This window comes from Aeromonas sp. 82P, assembly GCF_051919365.1.
Classification (GTDB): domain Bacteria; phylum Pseudomonadota; class Gammaproteobacteria; order Enterobacterales; family Aeromonadaceae; genus Aeromonas; species Aeromonas veronii.
Genome location: NZ_JBQBEV010000001.1, coordinates 887,467 through 911,836, shown reverse-complemented (window position 1 = coordinate 911,836; position 24,370 = coordinate 887,467). Strand labels below are relative to the sequence as shown.

The following is a 24,370-nucleotide window of genomic DNA, read 5'->3' as shown; positions in this document are numbered from 1 at the left end:
CCCTGCAACCAAAAGGAGCCTGTGATGCAGAAAACCCTCAGTTATGCCGCCCTGCTGCTGGTCAGCCAGTTCCCGCAACTGGCACTGGCCGATACCGATGTCTATCTCACCAACAACAGTCCTGAACCGCTTCAGATCGACATCCGCCAAAGCGGCAGCGGCCAGCTGCAACCCGGCAGTCAGTGGAGCCAGCACCGCACCGAGCTGGGCCCGTGGGAGAGCGCCATGGTACTCAGCTTCAATCGCTATGAGGGGGTAAAAGCGGGCAAGAGCTATCTGTTCGAAACCCGCGTGACCACAGCGGGTGGCGACGTCTATCGGCTCAACCAGCTGATGGAGGGTACCTGGTGGAACACCACCTTGCAGCACGGTGGCGAAACGCCGACCAGCGCATCCGGCTGGCAAAACGATCGGGCGATCCACCGCGTTGCCGGGCCACAGGAGCTGGCCTTTGCCGCCAAATTCACCGGCCGCTACGACGATCTGCACTATATGATCACGCCCCCCCAAAAACGGGAGCAACCGGAACCGGCAGAACACAGGCTCAAGGTGGCCAGCTACAACGTCTGGGCGCTGCCGGTGATCGCCTCCAGCATCGGCGAGCGATTGACCTTGCTGCCTGATTATCTCAAGGGTTATGACGCCCTGCTGCTGCAAGAAGTATTCGATGGCCGCCGCGAGGGCTTTTTGCAGGCGCTGGCGAAAGAGTACCCCTACCAGACCAAGGTACTCGACAAGCCCGGGGTCAACATTCATGACGGCGGCGTGGTGATCGTTAGCCGCTATCCCATCGTGCGGGAGGCCCAGCTGGTCTATCCCCAATGCACCGGTATCGACTGCTTCGCCGACAAGGGGGTGATGTACGCCGAGGTGATCAAGGGGGGCAAGGCGTGGCACCTGTTCGCCACCCACACCGCCAGCTTCGACACCGACGAGGCGCGCAAGCTGCGCCAGATCCAGTTCGGTCAGATCCGCTCTCTGGCAGCCAGCCTGAAGATCCCTGCCACGGACACCGTCATCTACGGCGGCGACTTCAACGTCAACAAACGCAAGTTTGCCGATGACTACGCCAACATGCTGGCCAATCTGAATGCCTATGAACCCGCCTATGGCGGCTATACCGAAGCCACCTTCGATCCCAGGATCAACCCCTATGCCGGTGGCCCACTCTCCGGTGGCGCCAATGTCGAGTATCTGGACTATCTGGTAGTGAGTCGGGAGTACGGCAACGCCAGCCACAACCTCAACACGGTCTGGATCCCGCGCAGCAGCGATGGCAGCCTCTGGCCCGCCAGCAACCTCTCAGACCACTTCCCGGTCAAGGGAGAGATCAGCCGATGACTCGCCGTTACGGGATACTGGCGCTGGCGATCCTGACCCTTTTGCTGGTGAATCTGGGCTGGCAGGAAGAGCAGTCCCCGATATCGCCAGAACGGTCGACGACGCCCTCTCCGGCCGATATGCAGTTGCCAGCAGAACCGGGGAGCCCGCCTCCCCGCATGCCAAACGCTGAGGGGATGGATGGCAAAAGCAAAGAAGTGCGCAGCAGCTGGCAGGCGATGCCGGATGAACTGATCAACCAGCTTGCCAGCGAGATCAGCGACAGCGAGTTGCCGCTGGCGCAGCGCGTGAGCAATCTGGAAGCAACAGAGGCCGGGTGGCTGAGCGAGGGGGAGAGCCTGATCCGGTTACAGGGGCGCTATGCCCTGGCGCTGGATCAGCTGGCGCAGGAGAGCGAGCAGTTGCCGCTGGCAGAGCGGCTGGACGCCCTCAGCCGCTTGCAGGATAGGTGGGCGGCGGATCATCCGGATCTGGCGGTGGATCTGTTCAACCCGGATGCCCGCCTGCAGCAAGCTCGTCAGCTTTGGGGAGATGAGGAGCTGGCCACCCAGGCCCATCACTTCCTCCCCGCAGAGAAAGTCGAAGCCACGCTGGCGTTTGCCGAGGCGCGCCAGCAGCAGCTGGATCAACGCAGCCGCTACCAGCGAGAGCTGGCCGAGCTGGAGCAGCAACTGGCGATCAGCCAACAGCAGATGGATCCTGCGCTGTGGCAACAGCACAAAGAGGAGGTGTTGAGCCAGTGGCGTCGTGACTTCTTCGCGCGGGAGCAAGGCAAACCCTGAGGTCAGCGCTTGCCCTTGAACTGCTTGACGCTGCGCTTGGCCTGAGTGCGGCGATTGGCCTGCTTGTCACGAGGGGGGCGCTTGCCCTCTCCGCTGGCAGGCTGGTCAGTGACCGGGAACCCCGCCAGATCGCCCAACGGCAGTTCGCGGCCGGTCAGGGTGCGGATAGCTTGCAGCATGTCACTCTCGCCATGACAAACCAGCGAGATGGCCAGCCCCTCGCGGCCAGCCCGGGCGGTACGACCGATGCGGTGTACGTAAACAGGGGCGCTGGCGGGCAAGTCCAGATTGATCACCACCGGCAGCGCCTCCACATGGATGCCGCGCGCCATCAGGTCGGTGGCCACCAGCACCCGAATTTTGCCCTCTTTGAAATCGCCGAGCGCCTGCTCGCGCACCGCCTGCTCCTTCTCGCCATGAAGGGCGGCCACCGCAATGCCCGCCTTGGCCAGCTTTCTGGCAACCCCGTCGGCATCATCCCGCGCACTGATAAAGACCAGCACCTGCGGCCATGCCTGCTCCTTGAGCAAGCTGATGAGCGCCGGGACCTTGCTGCTCTTGTTGACCAGATAGAGCCGCTCTTCGATCTTGTTCACCACGCTGTTGAGAGGGTTGGCCTCGATACGGGTAGGCTCGCGCAGCAGGCCGTTGGCCAGCTCCTCCAGCTCGGCAGGCAAGGTGGCGGAGAAGAGCAGGGTTTGGCGATCCGCCGGAATAAAGCCGAGCAGTGCCTTGATGTCGGGAGCAAAGCCCATCTCCAGCAGGCGATCCGCTTCATCCAGCACCAGCAGTTGCAAACCATCCAGCCCCAGCAGTTGCTGGGTCAGCAGATCCCGCAACCGCCCCGGCGTGGCGACCAGCAGCTGTGGCCCCTGCGCCAGTTCGGCCTGTTGCCGCTCCTGCGCAACGCCCCCACACAGCGTCACGATGCGCAGCCCCAGCGCCTCGGCGCCCTCTTTAAGCGCAACAGTGACCTGAATCGCCAGCTCGCGGGTCGGCACCAGCACCAGACCCTGCACCTGACTGGAGGAAGGATCCAGCCGTTGCAGCAGCGGCAAGCCAAACGCCAGAGTCTTGCCGCTGCCGGTCTGGGCCAGCGCCAGCAGATCCTGCCCCGCCAGCGCCGCCGGAATGGCCAGCTGCTGGATGCGGGTCGGCGTCTGCAAGGTGGCGGGCAAAGAGGCAAGCAGAGCAGGATGAAGGGCAAGTTCGCTAAAGGTCATGGCGCTACGTCAACAAAGAAGTGGGAGGCGAAGTCTAGTGAGCGGGGGCCGAGAAGTAAAACCATATCCATGATGGCCTGGCCGAGGGGCGCTGGCGACGGGCTGACTACACTTTAGCTGACCCATCACCAAGAGAGACCCGCCATGACCAGACACATCCCCCTTCTGCTGCTCGTGGTCACCCTGCTCGGCAGCGCGACTCTCGGCCAGTCGCAGACTCCGGAGAGCGACGCAGCACCCGAGCCGCCGAAACCGGTGCGCATCCTCAATGCCCACCTTGGCGAGCTGCCAGGGCTGATCAATGCCGACAAGACAGGCCCCTTTGTCGACCTGGTGCATACCATCGATGATCTCTACCCCGATGTGACCATCAAGATCACCATCTACCCCATGGCGCGCCATGGCTGGGGTGAGTGTCGGCAAGGCTGATCTGGGGCTGCCAGCCATCCGTAACCTCAAGGATATCGATATGCTGGCTTATCGTTTCAGTACCCGCAGTTTTGGCAAGGTTGCCCATGTGATTTACAGCAATACCGCCTATCCGGTCACCACAGATATGGCCTACGGCATAGTGCCCACCAAACGGGATCTGCTGATCGAGGCGGTTCCCGACTATATGCCCTTCCCGGTGCAGCGCTCGATGAGTATCGAGCAGTCACTGCGCAAGCTCTCACGCGGCCGTATCGACGCCTTTGTCTGGGCACAAGAGGAGGCCGACCTGATGCTCAAGCAGCTGGGGCTGACCAATATCAGGCGAGAATTTTTCGGAGATTTCGAGGATGTCTTCATCATCCAGAAAGGGACTGCTGGCGATGAGATGGACGAATTTCTCCGCCAAGCCATCGATCAGCTGGCCGCCACCGGCAAACTGGCCGAGATTTACGAAAAGATCCACCGCCCCTATGTGGAGTGGCAACCCTCCCCACCCGCCAAGGCTGAACCGGCAACCACACCGCCCGCTACGCCCTGAACAGACAATTCCCGCATAAAAAAATCCCGCCGAAGCGGGATTTTTCATGGCTTGCAGCCTTACAGCACGGCCAGCGCCGCAGCGTAGTTCGGCTCGTCAGCCACTTCGGCGACCAACTCGCTGTGCAGCACCTTGTTGTCACCATCCAGCACCACGATGGCGCGAGCGGTCAGACCGACCAGCGGACCGGAAGAGAAGGCAACGCCGTAATCTTCCATGAAGGCCGCACCGCGCAGGGTGGAGAGGGTCACTACCTTGTCCAGACCTTCGGCGCCGCAGAAGCGGGACTGGGCGAACGGCAGATCGGCGGAGATGCACAGCACGACTGTGTTCTCCAGCGCGCTGGCCTGCTCGTTGAACTTGCGCACAGAGGTCGCGCAGGTCGGGGTATCGACGCTCGGGAAGATGTTCAGGATTTTGCGCTGACCGGCAAAGCTTGCCAGGGTCACGTCGGAGAGATCCTTGGCCACCAGAGAGAAGGGCTTGGCTTGCTCACCGGCGACCGGGAAGTGACCAGCGACGGAAACCGGGTTGCCTTGCAGAGTGACTGAGTTGCTCATGTGTTATGTCCTTTATTGGTGTAGTAAAAATCCGGGTGATCAGTATAGGGGCGGCGGGACCAGACAAACACCCGCGAAGACAAGGGATATAAAGGGGTTGACCTTGGACTTAACACCAAGGTTTAGACTCCTTCTCGTAATCAGGGATCTCGCAGGGGCGGGATCCATCAAGAGGGACTCATCATGAGCAAATCCTGCTGCAATCATCAGCACGCCGCCCCCATCAAGGCCGTCAGCAAGGCGGCCTCCGGCCAGAGTGAACATCACCACGATAGCCACTGCTGCGACAACACCACGCCCGTCAGTTGCTGTTCAACCCAGACGCCTCATGAGCACGCATCCCGTGACGGCAATGAATCCCCCGGGGATGAAGAGCCTCCCCGAGGAAGTTGCCACGATAAAGCGTGCTGCAGCGCCCCCTTATCGCCAGCTCACGATCATAAGCATGAGCATGAGCACGATATGCCCCCTGCCGACCCTCTGGTTGCGCCGGAGCAAGGTAACAGTCGCCACAGCTGGCAGGTGTTGGGGATGGATTGCCCCAGCTGCGCCCGCAAGATCGAGACCGCCGTCAGCCGGGTGAGCGGCGTGCAACAGGCGCGCGTGTTGTTTGCCACCGAGAAGCTGGTAGTGGATCTGGCCCCCGGCCTCTCCCCCGATCCCGTCACCGCCGCCGTGCTGGCCGCCGGTTTCCAGCTCAAAGGGGAAAGCGCTGACAAGCAGGCAGCTGGCCGCAAGCAAGCTTCACAACAGCCCCTGCAAGGCAATCTATTCGGTAACTTTTTGGGCAAATATTGGCAGCCCCTGTCGCTGGCCGGCCTGATGTTGGTCGCCGCCCTGCTGCCGAAAGAGCTCGGTCAGCCACTCTTTACCCTGGCGACCCTCTGGGGTCTGTGGCCCATCTCCCGCAAGGCGTGGGCGCTGACCAAAAGCGGCTCCCCCTTCGCCATCGAAACCCTGATGACGGTGGCAGCGCTGGGCGCCCTGTTCCTCGGTGAAACCGCCGAAGCGGCCATGGTGCTGCTGCTCTTTATGCTGGGGGAACATCTGGAGGCCTACGCCGCCGGACGCGCCCGAGCCGGGGTGACCGCTCTGATGGCGCTGGTACCCGACAAGGCGCTGCGGATCCGTACCACTGCCGAGGGAGAGGTGCGGGAAGAAGTCGGTGCCGATGAGCTGCGTCCCGGCGATATCATCGAAATCGCCCCGGGTGCCCGTCTACCTGCCGACGCCCGCCTGCTCGATGAACTCGGTGCGTTTGACGAAAGCGCCCTGACCGGTGAATCCATTCCAGTGGAACGTCGTCAGGGTGACAAGGTGCCTGCCGGCAGTCTGGCGGCGGATCGGGTGCTGCGTCTTGAAGTCGTCTCCGAGCCCGGCAACAACGCCATCGACCGCATCCTGCACCTCATTGAAGAGGCCGAGAGCCAGCGCGCACCCATCGAGCGCTTTATCGACCGCTTCAGCCGCTGGTACACCCCGGCCATGATGCTGATCGCCCTGCTGGTCGTCATTATTCCACCGCTCGCCTTTGGCCAGAGCTGGGATGAGTGGATCTATCGTGGCCTAGCACTGCTGCTCATTGGTTGCCCCTGCGCGCTGGTCATCTCCACCCCGGCAGCGGTTACCTCGGCACTGGCCGCCGCCACCCGTCAGGGGGCGCTGATCAAAGGGGGGGCCGCGCTGGAACGATTGGCCCATATCGATACCGTGGCGTTTGACAAGACCGGCACCCTGACGCTGGGCAAGCCGCAACTGACCGAGCTGGTGAGCCTCAATGGCCAACCGGAGACCGAGTTGCTGGCACTGGCGGCTGCCATCGAGCAGGGCTCCCACCACCCGCTGGCCCGCGCCGTGGTCGCCAACGCGACCGAACAGGGGATGACGCTGGCGGAGGCTCGCGACCTGCGAGCCCTGCCGGGCATGGGCGTTGAGGGGCGCATCAACGGCGAACTGTGGCAACTGCTGGCACCGAGCCGGGTGGCGACCCTGAATGTGGCACAGCAGACCCGGATTGCTTCGCTGGAGCGGCAGGGCAAGACCGTCGTGGTGCTCTGCCAGAGCAGCGGCGACCAGGCGCTGCCGGTCGCCCTGCTGGCGCTGCGGGATCAGATCCGGCCTGAAGCCGCCACCGCGCTGCAAGAGCTCAACCGACTCGGGCTCAACAGCATCATGTTAACCGGCGATAACCCCCGCGCCGCCGAGGCGATCGCCACCGAGCTGGGCATGGGCTGGCGTGCTGGTCTGCTGCCGGAGAACAAGGTAGAAGAGATCGCCAAGCTGGCCAGCACCCGGAAGGTTGCCATGATCGGCGATGGCATCAACGATGCCCCGGCCATGAAGCGGGCCAGTATCGGCATCGCCATGGGTGGCGGCACCGATGTGGCGCTGGAGACCGCCGATGCGGCGCTGACCCACAACCAGCTCGGCGGTATTGCCGCGATGATCCGGTTGTCGCGGGCGGCACTGACCAATATTCACCAGAATATCGCGCTGGCACTGGGACTGAAGGCCATCTTCCTGGTCACCAGCCTGCTCGGCATCACTGGCCTGTGGATTGCGGTGCTGGCCGATACCGGCGCCACCGCGCTGGTCACCGCCAACGCCTTGCGGCTGCTGCACAAGGGTTAAGCCAGCCAATGGCATCCCAGCCAAAAGCCGTCCCCCAACCGGGACGGCTTTTCTTTTTCCTCTCACTGCACCCCGTAAAAGAAAAAGCGCGCCTGCCGGTCGGCAGTCGCGCTTTGCTTACTCTCTCGGAGTTATCCCACCCTTGGCAAGGTGGAATTCAACCCGGGGGCGCCGAGCCATCCCCCGGACTCAATGGCTTGCTTACTTGACGCTGCACTCCTGAATGACGGCAGTACCCGCTTTGACGCCAGCCGGGTCAACCTTCACCAGCACACTCCACAGCCCCTGCGGCAGGGTGATGCTGTTATTGGCACTGCCACCCTTGGAGAAGGCGAACGAATAGCCGGTTTCAGCGTTCACCGCGCCGCCACCGTTGAGCAGGTACTCCTTGCTCCAGTCCTCGTTGGCGACCTTGAACTCGGTGCTGCCGGCATAGTTGAACGCCGTCTGATAGATGGCGAGATCGCCGTCCATCCCCTTGTAGCTCAGCTGGTACTGAGGTTGGGCATTCCAGCCTGAAAGCTCACCCTTGACGAACAGGTTGTAGCCGAGCGGATTGCCCGCCACCGTATCCAGCACCTTGCAGCTCTGCACCGGCTCGGTGAAGCTGACGCTCAGGGTCGGTTTGTCCTTGTTCATGGCGGTGAAGACAAACTTGTAGCTGCCTGCCTTGGCCAGATCGACACCGATATTGCCGGTTTCTCCCCCCTTGCAAAGGGTCAGCGGAGTGCCGACCACCAGCTTGTCACCGGCGTTGCAGCTGCCGTAGTTGACCGGCCCCCAGCTGGCGTCAGCGATCTTGACGTTGGTGGTACCCAGCTTGTCGGTGCTCACCTCGGTAGTGAACTCGTACATAAAGTTGCCGCTGAAGATCATCTGGTTGGTGTTGCCCCACTCATCGAGGAACCCTTTCAGGTAGACGGCGGTAGTGCCAAACGGTGGCAGGGTGCTCAAGTCGGTCTTCTTGCTGACCGGCAGGCCCGCGCCCTGTGCACCAGACTGCGGCTTGACGAACACGGCGGCAGACCAGGCCCCCAGCGTCAGCTGGCCGTTATCATAGGCGGCGCCGCTGGCGATGCTGTCGACAGCGCGATGCTTGCTGCTTAGCACCATACCGCTCAGATCGATAGGCTGATCGTTACCGTCACGGAAGTCGCCGATGCTCTGGCTCTGGTTGCTGGCGTTGATCATCACCACCAGACCGTCGATGGCCGGATCCAGATCCGTTCCGGCACTGACGCCATCATCCACCGTCATGACGATAAGGCCGGGCACCTGATCCGGGCCGGTATTGCGGAAGTCGACCCGCTTGATCACCTCGGCGCCACTGCCCAGACGCAGCAGACGGGAGGAGTTGCGCAGCTCCGCCAGCTCCTGATAGAAGCTCACCATCTGCGCCATCTCGGCCGAGCCCGGCTTGGCATGCTTGCCGAGCACCTGCTCGATCAGCGGATAGTTGTCGCCATCCTTGTCCTTGCGCGGCAACCCCTTGTCGAAGTTGTTGTCGCCCAGGGTGTAGTCGACCTTGTTGTACCAGTCGCCCGAGTCATAGCTGTCCCGCTCCATGGATTTGGAACGCAGCAGCTCGACACCGGCGTGGGTGAAGGGAATGCCCTGACCCAGCATGGCTGTCGCCAGCGAGACCCCCAGCATCCGCACCAGATCGGCTCCGGCAGGCGCCTTGTAGATCAGGTTGTCGAACAGGGTCTGGTTGTCGTGCTTGTCGACATAGTTCTGCACTTCCACCGGATCCTGGGCATAACCGGCGCTCTGGCCGTTGTAGTCGATCTCGGCGCCTTTCTTCGGTATGCCATCCTTGTCGGTCAGCACGAACTCCTTGAGGTTGCCCGCCATGCCGAGCCGCACCAGATCGGACTGGTGCAAGGCAGTTGCCAGCTCCACCTTGCTCATTTCGTTAGGATCGACGAAGGCACCGTTGCCAAAGCCCTGGGTCTTGCGAATGGTATCGCCGCCGTCGAACGGACTGCCGCCGCGCACTGCATCGCGCAAGCGGTCGGAGAAGGAGCCGATACCGGTACCGCCCAGATGCTTCTGGGTCGCCTGCACGAAGCGCTTGTCATCCTGCACTTCGCCGAAGTTCCACCCCTCGCCGTAGAAGTACATCTCGGGATTGACCTTCTTCACCGCGGCCAGCGCCTGCACCATCTGATTTTTCGGATGGTGGCCCATCAGGTCGAAGCGGAAGGCGTCGATCTTGTAGTCGCGCGCCCAGGTGACCAGGGAGTCATCCATCAGCTTGGCAAACATGGCGTGTTCCGGCGCCGTGTTGGAGCAGCAGGTGGAGTTCTCCACCGAGCCGGTCTCCGGATTGAGGCGCTGATAGTACCAGGGCACGATCTTGTCGAGCACCGACTTGGGGCCGAGCCCGGATTCGTTGGTATGGTTGTAGACCACATCCATCACCACGTTCATGCCGATGTTCTGCTTGATGGCCTTGACCATCTCGCGGAACTCCAGAATACGTTTGGTGCCCTCGGCGTTGGTGGCGTAGGAGCCTTCCGGCGTGGTGTAGTGGTAGGGGTCATAACCCCAGTTGAAGGAGTCGACGCCGCGCAGGTAACCGGAGAGCTCCTGCACCTGCGGATTATCCTTGCCGTCGCCCCCTTGCAGGTCGGCCAGCACATCTCCCACGGTCTGACCGCCACCACAGTAGCCGCCAAATCTGGATGTTTTCACATCCGGATTGACCTGACAGAGCTTGCTGAAGTCATCGCCGAGATTGGCCACCTTGGCCGGATCCTCGTTGACAGTGGCGATATCGAACACCGGCAGCAGGTGCAGGTGGCTGACGCCGCTTTTGGCCAGCGCTTTCAGATGGTTGACCGGTACAGAGTCGGGCTGGGTCAGACCGACAAACTTGCCGCGCTTCTCTTCATCGGTGGAGGCGTCGTTGCCGGTCAGGTCACGAATATGGGCCTCATAGATGGTGATGTCGGCGGGGTTCTGCTGGCTGTGTGGCGCCTTCAGGCTATCCCACCCCTCCGGTTTCAACGCTGGATCGTCGAGATCCACCACCTGACTGAACTCGGAGTTCATCGCGAGGCTCAAGGAGTAGGGATCGGTCACCTCATAGCGCTCAACCTTGCGGCTCAGCGGGTGGTAGACCTCCATGTCGTAACGGTAGAACTGGCCGATCAGCTCGCTGCCCCCCTCGTAACTCCAGCTGCCGCTGGCGCTGTCGAAAGTCATGGCCACCTCGCCACTCTTCTGGTGGCTGGCGTTGTAGAGGGCCAACTTGACCGACTTGGCGGTCGGCGCCCAGAGGCGGAAGGTCACCCGGTTACCCTCTACCACGGCGCCATAGCTCAGCTTGGTCGCCTCTGTCGCATAGAGCGCATCGAGGGCGCCGGCGCTCTGCACCAGGGTGGCTCCTTGCAGGATACCGTCGGCATCGGTGCCGATAGCCACCAGTTCCCCCTTGAGCAGGGGCTTGAGATCTTTACCGGCAGGCAGGGCGAAGGCGGCAGCATCCTTGAGATGCGGATATTTGGCCTGCTGCTCGGCAGTCAGACTGGTCGCGGTCAGTTTGATATAGGGGAAATCGAACACCCCTTCGGTATTGGCCTTGATGGTGCCCGAGCCGGTGTAATAGAGGCGAACATGGGGCTTGTCCTTGCCACCTTGCCAGATCAGGGTATTGCCATCAATCAGATGGGCACTGGCACCCGCCACCCCGAAGGCGGCGGCAAAGGCCTCGGCACGGCTGCCAAACAGATCTTTCTTGCCCGCGACGATGGCCACGGTGCGATCCGGATGCTCACTGAAGATCACCTTCATATCGCTGCCGGTCAGGTTGGCCAGATCGCCGTTGCGGGCGATAAAGTTGATGCACCCTTCCACATTTTTGAGCGGAACGACCCAGGCCGGACCAAAGCTGTCGACCGCAGCAGGAGTCTTGCTCTTGTCATCCCACCCGGTATTCAGGCCACTATCAGCCGTTGCCTTGCAGGCGTCGTTGTTCCAAAGATGCAGGCTGTGGCTGTCAAACGGTGCCTTGGCACCTTTGGCTGCCGACTGGGTATCCACCAGAGCGATGACAACCTGGTTTTTATCGGCTTCCAGCAACTCTTTCGGGGGATCCATCTTGGGTAGACGAGCGACAGGGCCATCAGAAGGTTCAGGCGTAGAGGGAGATGTGCTGTTGTCATTACAGCCAGACAAAAGCGCGAGCAGTGAGGCTGTTACCAGCGCCACTTTGGTCTTTTTCATATCCATATTTTTATAATTCCCGCTGTAGTTAGTCTCGATAGTCGAGCACCCGGTCATTGCCAGGCGGTGCCATATTAATCAGCGGTAATCGATTCAAATGTGAGCGGACGGGCAAAAAAAATCATCCAGTTTCAACAAGATAACGTTTTCAGACTGAAACTTCGATCCGGCTCACAGACCTCGCGGCCATTTGGCCTCATATCTGGGAAACGGCAGTCACGGGGTCAGAAAAGCAATGTCTGATCAAGTGGATAGACAAGGAGTAAGCAATGAAACGGATTGAAGAGCAGGCGAGACGACTCGATCAGGAGTATCAGGCGATCGGGCAGCTGTTCGACCAGTTTTGCCAGCAGGCTGGCACCCTGGCCGAGCAGTATCACTTCTTCAACTGGCCCGATTATGAAGACTCGCCCCCGCTGAGCCGCGCCTTCACCCTGCTGGGGGAACCCCGCGAACTGCGGCTGCGCTGTCAGCCCGGTGAGCGCTCCGCCCTCAATGGCCTGATCCAGGTGGTCTCGGAGGATGGCACCATAGATGCCAGCCTCGGGTTTCGCGCAGATGGTCAGCTGCTACTGGAGTCCGGCAAGCTGCTGGACAACCCGCCCGGACTACTGCTCAAGCTGCTGCTCGGCGCTGTGTGGCAACACAAGCCCCAGGATGAAATCACCGGGCAGCCGCACTGACATCAGAATGCCAACGGCACTGAAACCAAGAGGGCCAACGGCCCCCGTTATTTATCCTGTTCGCTGGCGATCTCGATGGTCACATGCACCAGCTCTTCATGGATCGCCAACCGTTCGCGGATCTGCTGCGCCGGTAGCGGATTAACCATCAGCAAAGAGAGCACGCAGGCATACTGCTGCTGCCCTACCCGCCAGACGTGCAGATCGCGAATATCAGTGCCCGGCAGTTCGGCGATGACCTCGCGGATCTCCGCCACCAGCGGGGTATCCATCTCGGCATCCAGCAGCACCCGACCGGAGTCGCGCAACAGACCCCAGGCCCATACCGCGACCAGTCCGGCACCGACTATGCCCATCAGCGGGTCGAGCCAGTCAGCGCCCCAAAGCATGCCCCCCACCAGCGCCAGAATCGCCAGCACGGAAGTGGCCGCATCCGCCAGCACGTGGATATAGGCGGCGCGCAGGTTGAGATCCTGATGGCCGTGGTGATCGTCATGGTCATGATGATGAGCGTGGTCGTGATGCTCATGATGGTGGTCATGCCCATGGCCGTGGTGATGGTGGCCGTGATCATCCTTGAGCAGCCAGGCACAGGCGAGGTTTACCAGCAGCCCCACCAGCGCGATAGCGATCGCCTGTTGATAGTGTATCGGACTGGGATCGAGCAGCCGGAACACCGACTCGAACAGCATCAACCCAGCCACTCCCACCAGCAAGAGGGCGCTGGTGAAACCACCCAGCACCTCGATCTTCCAAGTGCCGAAGCTGAACCTGTGGTCACGGGCGAAATGGCGGGCGGCGCGATAGGCCAGCACCGAGAGACCGAGCGCCAGCGCGTGGGAGCTCATGTGCCAGCCATCGGCCAGCAGCGCCATGGAGTTGTAAAACCAGCCGCCGCCGATCTCCGCCACCATCATGATGACGGTCAACAATACGGCCCAGCGGGTCTTCTGTTCGGCCAGCGGATTGCCCTCGTGGATGACGGGTTGATGGCAGTGGGATTGAGCAAGGGATGACATGGATTTCTCCTGAGAGCGATGATGCAATATACTATACCCCAGTATAGTTTTATTGATCGAGAGGATCCGTCATGTCCCACACCATTCACGACAAAAAGAAGCTGCTGGCACGGGTGCGCCGCATCAAGGGACAGGCCGGTGCGCTGGAGAGTGCACTGGAGCAGGAGAGCGACTGCACCGCTATCTTGCAGCAGATCGCCGCCATCCGCGGCGCCGTCAACGGCTTGATGCTGGAGGTGCTGGAGGGACATATGCGCGAGCATCTCGGCGCCCCCGATGCCACCCCGGCCGAGCGATTGGAGGATCTGGATCAGGTGGTCAGCGTCCTGAGATCCTATTTGAAGTAAGCAGGATGGCGGCACCATCCCTTCAGGCTCGACCAGCGTCGGGCTTGAGCCACCGCCAGCTTTGCGCCATGATGTCCAGCCCGGCTGACCGCCGGTTTTACTGGACAGTCAATTTCAAGGATCCCCCATGTTTGAACACGTCGATGCCTACGCTGGCGACCCCATCCTGACGCTAGTCGAGACCTTCCACAAAGACACCCGCGAGCAGAAGGTGAACCTGGGGATCGGCCTCTATTACGACGAGCAGGGGCGTATTCCGCTGCTGCCGTCGGTGCAGCAAGCCGAAGCCCAGCGCGCCGCCACCCCGGCCCCGCGCCCCTACCAGCCGATGGAAGGCGCCGCCAACTACCGCACCGCAGTGCAACACCTGCTGTTTGGTGCCGACCATGAAGCGGTCAAGGCGGGACGTATCGCCACCATCCAGACCATCGGCGGCTCCGGCGCGCTGAAGATCGGGGCAGATCTGCTCAAGCGCTACTTCCCGACCTCCGAGGTATGGGTCAGCAATCCCACCTGGGACAACCACAAAGCGATGTTCGAGGGAGCCGGCATCAAGGTGCACGACTACCCCTACTACGATGCGGCCACCGGCGGCGTGCAGTTTGATGCGATGATCGACTGCCTGAGCAGCCTGCCGGCCAAGAGCATCGTGCTGCTGCACCCCTGCTGCCACAACCCGACCGGGGTGGATCTCTCCCGCGCCCAGTGGGATCGGGTGATCGCGCTGGTGGTCGAGAAGAACCTGATCCCCTTTATGGACATCGCCTATCAGGGCTTCGGCGACGGGCTGGAAGAGGATGCCTACGCCATCCGCGCCATGGTGGCCGCCGGCGTCAGCTTCTTCGTCAGCAACTCGTTTTCCAAGAACCTCTCCTTCTACGGCGAGCGCTGCGGCGGCCTGTCGGTGATCTGCAAGGATGCCGAAGAGGCGAGCCGGGTACTGGGTCAGATGAAGGCCACCGTGCGTCGCAACTACTCAAGCCCGCCCACTCACGGTGGCCAGATCACTGCGGCTGTGATGAGCCAGCCGGAGCTGCACGCTATGTGGGTCGATGAAGTGACCGAGATGCGCACCCGCATCAAGGACATGCGCCAGAAGTTGTTCGAGGTGCTGAGCGCCAAGGTGCCGGACCGCGATTTCAGCTACTTCATCAACCAGCGCGGCATGTTCAGCTACACCGGCTTCACCCCGGAGCAGGTGGACAGACTGCGCGAGGAGTTCGCCGTCTATCTGGTGCGATCCGGTCGCATGTGCGTGGCGGGCCTCAACAGCCGCAACGTCGACTATGTGGCTGACGCCATGGCGGCGGTGCTCAAGGGCTAATCCGCATCAGCCCCGCTTTGGCGGGGCTTTTTTGTCTGTTGCGTTCGCAGTCACCTCTTGAGGAGTCTGCTCACCCTCCCCCTGCTGTGAGAGAATGCCAGCAGGTCACGCTGAATCTCCCTGATTCCAAGCCTGTTTATCTTCATCAATTTCAGGAGCCACTATGGATCTGATCGCTCTCTCTCGGCTGGGAGGTCGCCATCTGGTCACCCTGCACCTGCTGCTCGACAACCAGAGCGTCACCCGCACCGCCGAGCGGCTCTGCACCACGCCTTCCACCGTCAGCAAGACCCTCAACCAGCTGCGGGATCTGCTGGGGGATCAACTGCTCTACCGCCAGGGCAACCAGCTGCTGCTCACCCCCATGGCCGAGCGACTGGCGCCCACCCTGCACCGGCTGTTGGGGGAGCTGAACGGCCTCACTCGCCAGAACGCCTTCAACCCGCAGCAGTGGCAGGGCACATTGCGGCTGGGATTGCGCGAGAGCGTGATGACCTGGCCGGTGGGCCCCATTCTGGGTCAGCTGATGAAAGAGGTGCCGGGCATGGTGCCGGAGATCTGGAACAAAGATGAGCAGGGGCTGGAGGCGCTGGCAGCGGGCAAACTCGACTTCGTGATCCTGCCCCATGACCAGAGCCAGCCGTTGCCGCGCCAGCCCGGGCTGGTATGGGAGACCCTGCGGGAAGAGAAACTGGTCTGCCTGCTGCGCAAAGACCACCCCGCGCTGGCCAAGCCCTGGGATCTCGATGCCTACCTGAGCTGGCGCCATATCGCCATCCGGGATCAGGAGCTGGCTAACCCCTTCTTCGAGCAGAGCCTGGCCCAGCAGCAGGTGCGTCGTCAGATTGGCGCCACCCTGCCCGATTTTGCCAGCGCGGCGGCCCTGCTGCCCCAGACTGATCTGATCCTCACCGCCATCGGTGGCTGGGCGGCCTGCATGGCCAGTCAGCCGGATCTGGTGATGCGTCCAGCACCGTTCGATTACGGCAAGGTGAGTCACAGTCTGGTCTGGTATGGCCCGGCCGGTGATGGCTCGGCCCGTCACTGGTTCCGCCAGCGGATCCTGCAACTGGGTCGTGAATTGATTGAGCCCTGAACCGGACGACAACGAGCAGAGATTGATGTTTCACCGCGGCGAAACATCAACAGCAAGTAGGGACTAGGGACGTTTGGTATAGATGGGGCTGGGGAAGGAGGCGACGTTGCTGCCCAGATCCGTGATGCGGGCAGCCCCCTGCTTTTTCACCTGATCGATGCGCAGCACCTGATGCATGGGAATAAGGGTCTGGCGCACATCGGCAAATTCGCTCTTGAGCTTCTCGTGACTGGGATCGACGATAAGTGCCGTATGGTTGTCCCAGACAAAGTCGGCAATCTCGATAAAGCCGAACAGCTGGCCCTGATTGACTTCGCGCACATAGACTTCGTAGCGCTCGCTGTGGCAAATAAACTGAACCCGATATAACGCCTTGCTTTCACTCATGATTATCTGTCATTGAGGGGTAAGAAGATGGCCATTATTCTAGCCGCCGTTCTCGCCCCCTCCAATAGACAGAAATCACAGTTGCGGCCTTTCCATGCCGCACCTCACGCCATAACGGTCACCGGATGACGCAGCCACTCAGCCCATCAAGGCAGGCAGTGAGACCGGCCCCAATCCCGCTGCACGCAAACGACTGGTCAGCTGTTCCAGCTCGGTTTGGCTAGCCTCTGGCCATTGCGCAGCCTCACCCCGTACCCCATGGTGGCGAAAGCCGTTGATGCGAATGGGCACAGGCCCAAGCTGCTGCAAGAAGGCGGCGAGATCCGCGTCCAGCTCACCACTCGCATCCAGAAAATCGCTCTTGCCCGGCACATGGAGCAGCCGCAGTTCGGTCAGCTTGCCGTGGCGTGCCAGCAGTTGCAGCGATCCCAGCACCCGCTCGCGACCATAGCCGGTCAGGGAGTGATGCACCGAGTCACGCCACCCCTTGAGATCGAGCATGGCGCCGTCGAGCACCGGCAGCAGCCGCTGCCAGCCGGTTTCGGCCAGCAAGCCGTTGCTGTCGAGCAGGCAAGTGAGATGGGCCAGATCCGGCGCGACCTTGATGGCGGTAAAGAGCGCAACCACAAAGGGGAGCCGGGTGGTCGCCTCGCCGCCGGAGACGGTAATCCCGCTCAGCAGTGGGCCGTAGCGGCGCAGCAGGGCCAACACATCGTCCACCGTCATGGTTGTGGTCTTGGGATTGGCACTGCGCGGGCAGACATCCAGACAGGCGTCGCAATCGGTGCAGAGCGTTGCCTGCCAATGAACCTTGCCTTCGCTCAAGGTCAGGGCGCCGCTTGGGCAGACCGCAAGGCAGTCACCGCAATCGTCGCACAGCCCTATGGTGTGCGGGTTGTGGCAGCCGGGGCAGCGAAAGTTGCACCCTTGCAGAAACAGCACCAGCCGGTTGCCCGGCCCATCGACACAGGAGAACGGCAGCACCCTGCTTACCAGGGCGCTGCGTGTTGGCAAAACATCAGCCATCGGTGCGAACTCAATACTCGCCGATAGTCGATTCGTGGGCGACCACTCGCGGTGCCCGCTGACGAATGGCGGTCACTTCACTCGCCTCGGCACCGAGACAGGTGGTCTGCAAGCGCGACCCCTCCTCTGCGAAGCGGGCCACGTCGCTCTTGCGGATCATGTAGCCGGTCACCCGTACCAGATCGCTGTCGGCCACGTTGGCGGTGAACTCGCGCATACCGATGGCGAGCGCCCCTTTGCAGAGCTGCAACAGCGCCTGCGGGTTCTGGCGGATGGTGGGATCCAGCGTCAGGATCTCGCTGATCCCCGAATGGTAATAAGTGTGGTGCGGTGCCAGTGCCAGCACATGGCTGGCCGGATCCGGCTCATGCCCGTAGGGAATGCGCACCCCGGGGGTAACAGCCACATCGATGCTGAGGCCACCTTGCGAATGCAACAAAGCGCGGCCACCCCAGGCATGGGTCTGCGGGGTCGTGGTCACATAGGCGGAGAGCTGGGCCGAGATGCGATAGCCAAGCTGGTTCGCCTCCTCGCCATGGCCATAGCGATCCGGCAGATTCTCTTTATCCATCAAGATATTGACCGCTTCCGCCATGCCGTAGATGCCGAACATGGGGACAAAGCGATCCTCATCCAGCAGCCCCTCTTTCACCAGGAAGCTGTCGAAGAAACCAGACTCATCGTGGAGGAAGGAGGCCCGCGCTTCGATCAGCTGAGAGGCCAGACGGCAGTAGTGGGGCAGCAGGCAACCGAGGAAATCATCGATCCCCTGACACTGCTCGGCGACCCGCTTGAGGGAGATGCGCACCAGGGTATTGGCGCCACCGGCCTGCGGCAGGGCGTTGTAGCAGCTGACGATGCCAAAACCACGCTGGTCAAAGGTATCGCGATGGATCGGGTAGTTGGCAATGTGCGGCTTGCTGCACTCGGCGATGTTCTTCACCGCCTGCAGCAGCAGGCTGTCCGGGGTCTGCTCCGGATCGTGGAAAAAGGTGAGGTTCGGCGCCACCTGCTTGAGCTCGTTGTCGATGCGCAGGATCAGGCGGCAGATGCGGTTGTCATCCGGCCCGATGTTGACGTGCATGAAGGCGTCCGGCAGCACCCTGTCCAGATAGACCCAGAACCCCTTCAGCTTGCGATAGAGGGTCTCGTCATCCAGTTTGCCGACAAACGGCAGCAGCAGATGGTCGAGCCGACCCAGCCAGACCGGCATGCCGGTGACGGAGGGGACATGGTGATACAGGATGCGCAGGGCGTTGAGCGCCTCGTCGAAATCCTGCGGCGCCGCCAACTCCAGCCAGGCAGAGCCCTGAGTCAGGAATTTTTCATAGTCCGGCAGCACATAACGCGGCTTGTAGGGGGCGTGCCCTTCGAACATGTCGCAGATAAATCCCTGCTCCATCGCCTCGGCGACTGCGGCAGGCAGGTCGGGGTAGGGCAACGCATTCTCGGCGGCCAGCGCCAGTGCGTGGCTCTTCTGGGCGGCGGAGAGATGGGGATCGCGCACGATACGCTGACAGGTTTCGATCAAAGACATGGGACACTCCTTCACGGACAGAGCCCATATCCTCACCATTTGCAGGCTTTTTTTGAAGTGACATTCATGACATGACGGATGTCGAATAATGACATCCATTACACAAGATCACGGCTTGCGCTTCACCAAGGCAAGAGCTCGGCTATGCCTCCCAGCCAGCGCAGCAGAAAGAAGCCCCCCATTCCACCCACCACCACAACCAGAGTCGGCAGCCGCAACAGGGTCAAGAGCATTACCCACAGGGTGGCAGTCAGGTAGTCAGGATCCCAGTCAAGACCTATCCCCGGCTCGTAGCTAAAGACGATGGGCAACCAGATTGCAGTCAGCACCGACTGGGCCGAGAAGCCGAGAAACGCCCCCATCTCGGCACCCGGCTGATATCGGGTCAACCGAGAAAAGAAGGCGAAGCGGTTGAAAAAGGTGATCAGGGCCAGCAGGCCAATCATCAGCCAGCTCACGCTACCTCCTCATCCGGTGCAACACATAGCCCACCACCATGCCAGCCAGAGCCGAGACGATGATGTGGATCTCCGCCAGCAGCGGCTTGGTAAGCAACGCTGTGCCGCCGCTCACCAGAGTGGCCGCAACCATGGGCAAGTTTTTCATGGCGGGAATGGTCATGGCGATGAAGGTGGCCGCGATAGCAAAATCCAGCCCCATGCTGTCCAGTCCATCGATGTACTGGCCGGCCGCGATGCCGAGCAGGGTCGCCAGATTCCAGAACAGATAGAAGACGAATCCCGCGATGAGCGCGTAGGCCGGATCAAAGTGGCCGCTGCGCTCCCGGTCTTTCAGCGCCACAGCGAACATCTCATCTGTCAGGAAAAAAGCAAGGCTGGCCCGCCAGCGCAGGGAGAGCGGCAATACGTCACGGCGGAAGGTGAAGCCGTATAGCAGATGCTGGGAAGTGATCACCATGGTGGAGCCCATGATGGGCAGCAGGGGCGTGCCCGCCCCGAACAGGGTCGTGGCCGAGAGCTGGGCGGCTCCGGCGTAGACCAGCAACGACATCAGCTGAGCCTGAAGCGGACTCAGCCCTGCCTGCAACGCCAAAGCGCCACACAGGATCCCCCAGGGGATCACCGAAATGGAGAGCGGGAGCATATCCAGTGTGGCACGCCACCAGAGCATCCCCGTTCGCTCGGGCACGCTCGTTACTGACATCATGTGATCTTCCTTGTCACAGCCAAAGCGAGCCGAAAAAACTAGCACGGGACAGCAAGCGCTGTCACGTCATCACTGGCGGGAAATAAAACGCCCGCGGAGTCGCGGGCGTGCACAAGGGGATCAGGGCTCGATGACGATGGGCGTACCCGGATCAATCGCGTCCCACACTTCATCCAGCTCGTGGTTGAGCATGGCGATGCAGCCATTGGTCCAGTTGGAAGGCTGAACCCTGCGGTTGCCAATGCTGTTGCGCTGGCCGTGGATCATGATCATACCACCCGGGCGAACACCCAGCTCATTGGCGCGCTTGATGTCATCCAGGTTCGGATAGTTGATATGGATGGCTTTGTAGTAGCCGGAATTGGTCTTCTTGTAGTCGAGGGTGTAGCGCCCTTCCGGCGTACGCTGATCCCCTTCCTGCTGCTTGTGCCCCTTGGGCGCCGGGCCCAGAGCAATCCAGTAGCGCTTCAGTTCCTTGCCATCCTTCATCAGGGTCAGGCTATAGGTCGACTTCTTGACCACCACCAAATCGGCTTTTTCGGTAAAGGCAAAACTCAATGCGGGCCAAAGCCCCAACAAACACAGTAATACGGCTCTCATTCCATCCCTCGACAAGCCTCTGGTGCGGGCTTTTCTTGTTACCAGATCATCTGAACGATGCCCGCCGAGCGGCGAGCGAGCGCCATGATATTGGATCGCCATCAATACTCAATATGCCCGGCAAAACATATCTTGTCGCAGCCAGGCCATCTTCCTTGAACGCTGTCATTTGGCATTAGTAATTAACAGTTAAAACAACAAGATACAAAAATTATCGCGCTGGCACCCGGGGCAATGATCGGCGAAGATAACACTCCACTCCCCGACAGGATCATGCCATGCGCTCTTCGTGCCGCCTCGCCACCCTGCTGTTCTCGCCACTTCTGCTCTGGCTGCCTGCCAGTGTCGCCGCCGATGCGCTCTGGCTGCGCGAGCCCGTCCTCTCCCCCGATGGAAAGCAGCTTGCCTTCACCTGGCAGGGGCGCATTTTTGTCGCCAGTGCCGAGGGTGGCCCCGCTACGGCGCTCACCGGCAGCGACTACCTGAGCCAGCGGCCAATCTGGTCGCCGGATGGCAAACAGCTCGCCTTTGCCGCCAATCTCTACGGCAACGAGGATGTGTTCGTGGTACCCGCCAACGGCGGCGAGATGGTGCGCCTCACTCGCGATTCGCGCACCGATCTGCCGCAAGCCTTCAGCACCGATGGCAAACGGCTGTTGCTGAGCAGCCAGCGCCTGGGCGCGCCCGATGCCGACCATTTTGTCGCGGAAGGCTACCAATGGGGCGAGCTCTACTGGACCCCGATCACCGGCGGCACCTTGCAGGCCGATCTGCCGCTGCCTGCGACCCTCGCCCGCCCCCACGGGGAGCGGCTCGTCTACCAGATGCCCGCGGCGGATCAACCCTTTCGCAAGCATCAGCACTCGTTCGCGGTGCCCCGTCTCTGGCTGTTTGATAGCAAGCAGCACAAGCAGCTGACCGAAGATCGGGTGGCGGCCACCGATCCGGTCTGGAGCGACAAGGGAGATACCCTCTTTTACCTGAGCGAGCGCAGTGGTGATTTCAACGTCTGGCGCCGGGATCTCGCCAGCGGCAAGGAGCAACAGCTGACCCACTATCAGGGCCATCCGGTGCGGGGGCTCAGCGCCTCTCGCAGTGGCGATCTGGTCTGGTCATGGCTGGGTGAACTCTATCGCCTCGATGCCGGTAGCAGCGAGCCACGCAAGCTGACCCTCACCCCGCAAGTGGCGAGCACGCCGGATGAGGCGAGCGAGACCCTGACCCTGGCAGATGAAGCGCTGGTCAGCGAAGAGGCGGATGAGCTGATCCTGGTGAGCGAGGGCAACCTGTTTGCCGTCGACCCCGAGCGGGAGCGGGTGCGCCAGCTGACCCGAGATCCGAGCGAGCAATCCAGCCCCCTCTTCGCCGAGCAGGGCAGCGCCCTCATCTATCTGTCGGAGCAGCAGGGGCACGCCGCCCTCTATCGCCTGCGCAAGGGTGATCCGGATCTGCTGTTCAGCGATCCCGGCACTCTGACCGAGAGCCTGCTGCTGGCCATTCCCGACAAGGGGATCAGCCGTCCGGTGCTCTCCCCCGACGGCAAGCAGCTCGCCTTCGTGGTGGATGGCCAGGCCATCCACCTGCTGGATCTGGCGAGCAACAAGCAGCGGGAGCTGGTGCCTGCCAGCTTCAACCCGTCGCGCCACGAGGTGCATCTCGCCTTTGCCCCCGACTCCCGCCATCTGGCGCTCACTTTCCGCCCCGATGCGGCAGAGCAGGAGATCGCGGTGATCGATACGGCCAATCCCAAGGCCAAACCGGTCAATGTCAGCCTCAACGGCTATCAGGATGGGCAACCGGGCTGGAGTCAGGATGGCGCCATCCTCTACTGGCAATCGACCCGGTTTGGCGCACTGGGGCCCGATGGCGAGCCCCTCGTCACCAACCTGCTCGGCATTTACAGCAGCCGCGCCGCCAGAGCCGATGCGATTGCCGAGCTGGAGCCGCCGAAAGGGGGATACGGCTTTGAGAGCGATCGTCTCAACCATCGCGAAGCGCTGCTGCTGCAACCCACCGGTACCCTGCTCGCCAGCCGCATCATCGGCGACCAAGTGATCTATCTGGTGGAGGAGATGGGGGTCAACAGCGAGAGCGAGATCAAGGGCTACAGCCAGGATCTGCGCAAGGGCAAAACCAGCGAACTGTTTGGCGAGCAGCCCGGCCCAGCGCTGGCAAGCCTCAACCAGCAGGGCACCCTGGCTACCCTGGTGCGGGATGGGGAGATCACCCGGATCCACCTCGACTCCGGCGAAGCCACCAGCGCCCCCTTCGCCTTGCAACCCACCAACCGCTGGCAGGCACGCATGACTGCCGCCTTCGATCAGATCGCCCGGCTCACCCGGGACGAGTTCTATCTGGACGACATGAACGGGGTGAACTGGGATAGCTATGTCGCCGCTTACCGCCGCCTGCTGCCGGGCATCGGCAACCCGCGGGACTTTGGCAACCTGTTGGCGGAGCTGGCTGGCGAGCTCAATGTCTCCCACACCTGGGGCAGCGGCCCCGCCCCCTTCCCGCGCATGGCGGACGAGACCGCCAGCCTGGGTGGCTACTGGCAGGATGGCGAGCAAGGGGTCGAGCTCACCGCCCTGCTCTCTGGCGGCCCGCTGGATCAGGAGAGCGATATCGCCCCGGGCGCCCGCCTGCTCGCCATCAACGGCGTCCCGATTGCCAATCTGGCCGAGCTGGATCAAGCCCTCAACCATCAGGCCGGTGCCCGGCTTGCCCTCACCTTCCAGCAGGAGGGCAACAAGCAAACTGACGAGGTGGTGCTTACCGCCATCGACAAGCAGCAGGAGTACCAGCTGCAACAGGATCGCTGGATTGAGAAACGGCGGGAGCTGGTGGCCAGCCTGAGCGGAGGACGGGTCGGCTACGTCTATCTGCCGGCAATGAATAGCGAGGTCTACGATGTAGTGGTGGCGGATGCCCTCGGCAGACAGCGCAATCGCGATGCGCTGATCGTCGATGTCCGCTTCAACAGCGGTGGCTATCTCGCCAATACCCTGGTGGAGTTTCTGACCGGCAGCGGCAGCGCCAAGGGGATGGCCAGCAGCTGGCCCCGTCAGGGCAAGGGGGAAACCGATGCCGCCACTCGCCAGTGGACCAAGCCCTCGGTGGTACTGGTCAACGCTGGCAGCTACTCGGAAGGCTCCGCCTTCCCCGAGTACTACCGCACCCTCAAGGTCGGCCCCATCGTCGGCGATCCGGTGCCCGGCACCGGCACCATGGTCTACAGCCACGACTCCAGGCTGATCCCGGGGCTCTCCTACGGCATTCCGACCCTGGGACTGCGCAAACCGGACGGCACCTTCTATGAGAATCAGGAGCTGATCCCGGATCTGCAGGTGCCCCTCACTCCCGCCGACATGGTGGCCGGGCGCGACCCGCAGCTGGAGGCGGCGGTACAAGCCGCCCTCAAGCAGTTGCCAGCCAGCGCCAAATAAC

The 24,370-nt window shown here is 61.9% G+C and carries 18 protein-coding genes and 1 pseudogene; 9 read left to right on the top strand and 10 right to left on the bottom strand.

All coding sequences use genetic code 11. From position 1 onward, the window contains the following. Positions 1 to 24: 24 nt before the first annotated feature. Together ACTG2S_RS04220 and ACTG2S_RS04215 are read left to right on the top strand one after the other, a co-directional pair. Positions 25 to 1,341 carry a sphingomyelin phosphodiesterase gene (locus tag ACTG2S_RS04220; RefSeq protein ID WP_439982037.1) on the top strand — a complete coding sequence of 439 codons (1,317 nt, stop codon included), beginning with the start codon at positions 25 to 27 and terminating at the stop codon, positions 1,339 to 1,341. Then, entirely contained in the window at positions 1,338 to 2,123 is a 786-nt protein-coding gene (locus ACTG2S_RS04215; protein WP_439982035.1) for a hypothetical protein, read from the top strand. Before ACTG2S_RS04220 ends, ACTG2S_RS04215 begins: the two co-directional genes overlap by 4 nt. A 2-nt stretch (positions 2,124 to 2,125) precedes the next feature. Here ACTG2S_RS04215 and ACTG2S_RS04210 read toward each other — a convergent pair whose 3' ends face one another. Next, positions 2,126 to 3,346 (bottom strand): DEAD/DEAH box helicase, encoded by a 1,221-nt coding sequence (locus ACTG2S_RS04210; RefSeq protein WP_279499011.1) that lies wholly within the window; start codon positions 3,344 to 3,346, stop codon positions 2,126 to 2,128. Positions 3,347 to 3,490: 144 nt separating this feature from the next. On the opposite strand from ACTG2S_RS04210, the pseudogene ACTG2S_RS04205 reads away from it, so the two are divergent. Then, positions 3,491 to 4,316 (top strand): annotated as a pseudogene (locus ACTG2S_RS04205) (ABC transporter substrate-binding protein). A 59-nt stretch (positions 4,317 to 4,375) separates the two neighbouring features. On the opposite strand, the gene tpx reads toward ACTG2S_RS04205, so the two are convergent. Then, positions 4,376 to 4,876, bottom strand: coding sequence for a thiol peroxidase (gene tpx / locus ACTG2S_RS04200; RefSeq protein ID WP_005341463.1), 501 nt, complete (start codon positions 4,874 to 4,876; stop codon positions 4,376 to 4,378). A gap of 183 nt (positions 4,877 to 5,059) precedes the next feature. Here tpx and ACTG2S_RS04195 point away from each other — a divergent pair, with 183 nt between their 5' ends. Continuing rightward, positions 5,060 to 7,507 (top strand): zinc/cadmium/mercury/lead-transporting ATPase, encoded by a 2,448-nt coding sequence (locus tag ACTG2S_RS04195; protein ID WP_439982032.1) that lies wholly within the window; start codon positions 5,060 to 5,062, stop codon positions 7,505 to 7,507. A 201-nt stretch (positions 7,508 to 7,708) separates the two neighbouring features. Here ACTG2S_RS04195 and pulA read toward each other — a convergent pair whose 3' ends face one another. Continuing rightward, positions 7,709 to 11,743 carry a pullulanase-type alpha-1,6-glucosidase gene (gene pulA / locus ACTG2S_RS04190; protein WP_439982031.1) on the bottom strand — a complete coding sequence of 1,345 codons (4,035 nt, stop codon included), beginning with the start codon at positions 11,741 to 11,743 and terminating at the stop codon, positions 7,709 to 7,711. 263 nt (positions 11,744 to 12,006) lie between these two features. Between pulA and ACTG2S_RS04185 the strand changes: the two genes are divergently transcribed. Continuing rightward, on the top strand, positions 12,007 to 12,420 hold the full coding sequence (locus tag ACTG2S_RS04185) for a hypothetical protein (RefSeq protein WP_005348835.1): 414 nt from the start codon (positions 12,007 to 12,009) through the stop codon (positions 12,418 to 12,420). A 47-nt stretch (positions 12,421 to 12,467) separates the two neighbouring features. Here the strand turns inward: ACTG2S_RS04185 and dmeF are convergent, their stop codons facing one another. Further along, entirely contained in the window at positions 12,468 to 13,439 is a 972-nt protein-coding gene (gene dmeF / locus ACTG2S_RS04180) for a CDF family Co(II)/Ni(II) efflux transporter DmeF (protein ID WP_274160540.1), read from the bottom strand. Positions 13,440 to 13,510: 71 nt separating this feature from the next. On the opposite strand from dmeF, the gene ACTG2S_RS04175 reads away from it, so the two are divergent. The 3 genes from ACTG2S_RS04175 to ACTG2S_RS04165 all read left to right on the top strand — a co-directional run bounded on the left by ACTG2S_RS04175 (position 13,511) and on the right by ACTG2S_RS04165 (position 16,206). Next, on the top strand, positions 13,511 to 13,786 hold the full coding sequence (locus ACTG2S_RS04175) for a metal/formaldehyde-sensitive transcriptional repressor (protein WP_005340299.1): 276 nt from the start codon (positions 13,511 to 13,513) through the stop codon (positions 13,784 to 13,786). Between the two features lie 127 nt (positions 13,787 to 13,913). After that, the gene (locus ACTG2S_RS04170) at positions 13,914 to 15,110 is read left to right on the top strand and encodes an amino acid aminotransferase (protein ID WP_439982030.1); all 1,197 of its coding nucleotides are present in this window, start codon (positions 13,914 to 13,916) and stop codon (positions 15,108 to 15,110) included. 163 nt (positions 15,111 to 15,273) lie between these two features. Continuing rightward, positions 15,274 to 16,206: a LysR family transcriptional regulator gene (locus ACTG2S_RS04165; protein ID WP_100646832.1), complete on the top strand. Its 933-nt coding sequence runs from the start codon at positions 15,274 to 15,276 to the stop codon at positions 16,204 to 16,206. Positions 16,207 to 16,269: 63 nt separating this feature from the next. Here the strand turns inward: ACTG2S_RS04165 and ACTG2S_RS04160 are convergent, their stop codons facing one another. The 6 genes from ACTG2S_RS04160 to ACTG2S_RS04135 form a co-directional block, all read right to left on the bottom strand. Beyond that, positions 16,270 to 16,593 carry a DUF1820 family protein gene (locus ACTG2S_RS04160; protein WP_005340296.1) on the bottom strand — a complete coding sequence of 108 codons (324 nt, stop codon included), beginning with the start codon at positions 16,591 to 16,593 and terminating at the stop codon, positions 16,270 to 16,272. Between the two features lie 138 nt (positions 16,594 to 16,731). Next, complete coding sequence (locus tag ACTG2S_RS04155) at positions 16,732 to 17,619, bottom strand: YjjW family glycine radical enzyme activase (RefSeq protein WP_439982029.1); 888 nt, start codon at positions 17,617 to 17,619, stop codon at positions 16,732 to 16,734. Positions 17,620 to 17,629: 10 nt separating this feature from the next. Then, positions 17,630 to 19,156 (bottom strand): YjjI family glycine radical enzyme, encoded by a 1,527-nt coding sequence (locus ACTG2S_RS04150; RefSeq protein WP_439982027.1) that lies wholly within the window; start codon positions 19,154 to 19,156, stop codon positions 17,630 to 17,632. Between the two features lie 122 nt (positions 19,157 to 19,278). Continuing rightward, positions 19,279 to 19,614, bottom strand: a complete 336-nt coding sequence (locus ACTG2S_RS04145) for an AzlD domain-containing protein (protein WP_005340292.1) — start codon at positions 19,612 to 19,614, stop codon at positions 19,279 to 19,281. 1 nt (position 19,615) lies between these two features. Next, positions 19,616 to 20,323 carry an AzlC family ABC transporter permease gene (locus ACTG2S_RS04140; protein ID WP_005348822.1) on the bottom strand — a complete coding sequence of 236 codons (708 nt, stop codon included), beginning with the start codon at positions 20,321 to 20,323 and terminating at the stop codon, positions 19,616 to 19,618. A 120-nt stretch (positions 20,324 to 20,443) separates the two neighbouring features. Further along, entirely contained in the window at positions 20,444 to 20,923 is a 480-nt protein-coding gene (locus ACTG2S_RS04135) for a L,D-transpeptidase family protein (RefSeq protein WP_042084254.1), read from the bottom strand. 278 nt (positions 20,924 to 21,201) lie between these two features. On the opposite strand from ACTG2S_RS04135, the gene ACTG2S_RS04130 reads away from it, so the two are divergent. Continuing rightward, entirely contained in the window at positions 21,202 to 24,369 is a 3,168-nt protein-coding gene (locus tag ACTG2S_RS04130) for a S41 family peptidase (RefSeq protein ID WP_439982026.1), read from the top strand. The last annotated feature ends 1 nt before the right edge of the window (position 24,370 follow it).

Excerpts from the sequence above, each read along its gene's own strand:
- ACTG2S_RS04220 (WP_439982037.1), top strand. The coding sequence starts at position 25 with ATGCAGAAAACCCTCAGTTATGCCGCCCTGCTGCTGGTCAGCCAGTTC.
- ACTG2S_RS04215 (WP_439982035.1), top strand. The coding sequence starts at position 1,338 with ATGACTCGCCGTTACGGGATACTGGCGCTGGCGATCCTGACCCTTTTG.
- ACTG2S_RS04210 (WP_279499011.1), bottom strand. The coding sequence starts at position 3,346 with ATGACCTTTAGCGAACTTGCCCTTCATCCTGCTCTGCTTGCCTCTTTG.
- tpx (WP_005341463.1), bottom strand. The coding sequence starts at position 4,876 with ATGAGCAACTCAGTCACTCTGCAAGGCAACCCGGTTTCCGTCGCTGGT.
- ACTG2S_RS04195 (WP_439982032.1), top strand. The coding sequence starts at position 5,060 with ATGAGCAAATCCTGCTGCAATCATCAGCACGCCGCCCCCATCAAGGCC.
- pulA (WP_439982031.1), bottom strand. The coding sequence starts at position 11,743 with ATGGATATGAAAAAGACCAAAGTGGCGCTGGTAACAGCCTCACTGCTC.
- ACTG2S_RS04185 (WP_005348835.1), top strand. The coding sequence starts at position 12,007 with ATGAAACGGATTGAAGAGCAGGCGAGACGACTCGATCAGGAGTATCAG.
- dmeF (WP_274160540.1), bottom strand. The coding sequence starts at position 13,439 with ATGTCATCCCTTGCTCAATCCCACTGCCATCAACCCGTCATCCACGAG.
- ACTG2S_RS04175 (WP_005340299.1), top strand. The coding sequence starts at position 13,511 with ATGTCCCACACCATTCACGACAAAAAGAAGCTGCTGGCACGGGTGCGC.
- ACTG2S_RS04170 (WP_439982030.1), top strand. The coding sequence starts at position 13,914 with ATGTTTGAACACGTCGATGCCTACGCTGGCGACCCCATCCTGACGCTA.
- ACTG2S_RS04165 (WP_100646832.1), top strand. The coding sequence starts at position 15,274 with ATGGATCTGATCGCTCTCTCTCGGCTGGGAGGTCGCCATCTGGTCACC.
- ACTG2S_RS04160 (WP_005340296.1), bottom strand. The coding sequence starts at position 16,593 with ATGAGTGAAAGCAAGGCGTTATATCGGGTTCAGTTTATTTGCCACAGC.
- ACTG2S_RS04155 (WP_439982029.1), bottom strand. The coding sequence starts at position 17,619 with ATGGCTGATGTTTTGCCAACACGCAGCGCCCTGGTAAGCAGGGTGCTG.
- ACTG2S_RS04150 (WP_439982027.1), bottom strand. The coding sequence starts at position 19,156 with ATGTCTTTGATCGAAACCTGTCAGCGTATCGTGCGCGATCCCCATCTC.
- ACTG2S_RS04140 (WP_005348822.1), bottom strand. The coding sequence starts at position 20,323 with ATGATGTCAGTAACGAGCGTGCCCGAGCGAACGGGGATGCTCTGGTGG.
- ACTG2S_RS04135 (WP_042084254.1), bottom strand. The coding sequence starts at position 20,923 with ATGAGAGCCGTATTACTGTGTTTGTTGGGGCTTTGGCCCGCATTGAGT.
- ACTG2S_RS04130 (WP_439982026.1), top strand. The coding sequence starts at position 21,202 with ATGCGCTCTTCGTGCCGCCTCGCCACCCTGCTGTTCTCGCCACTTCTG.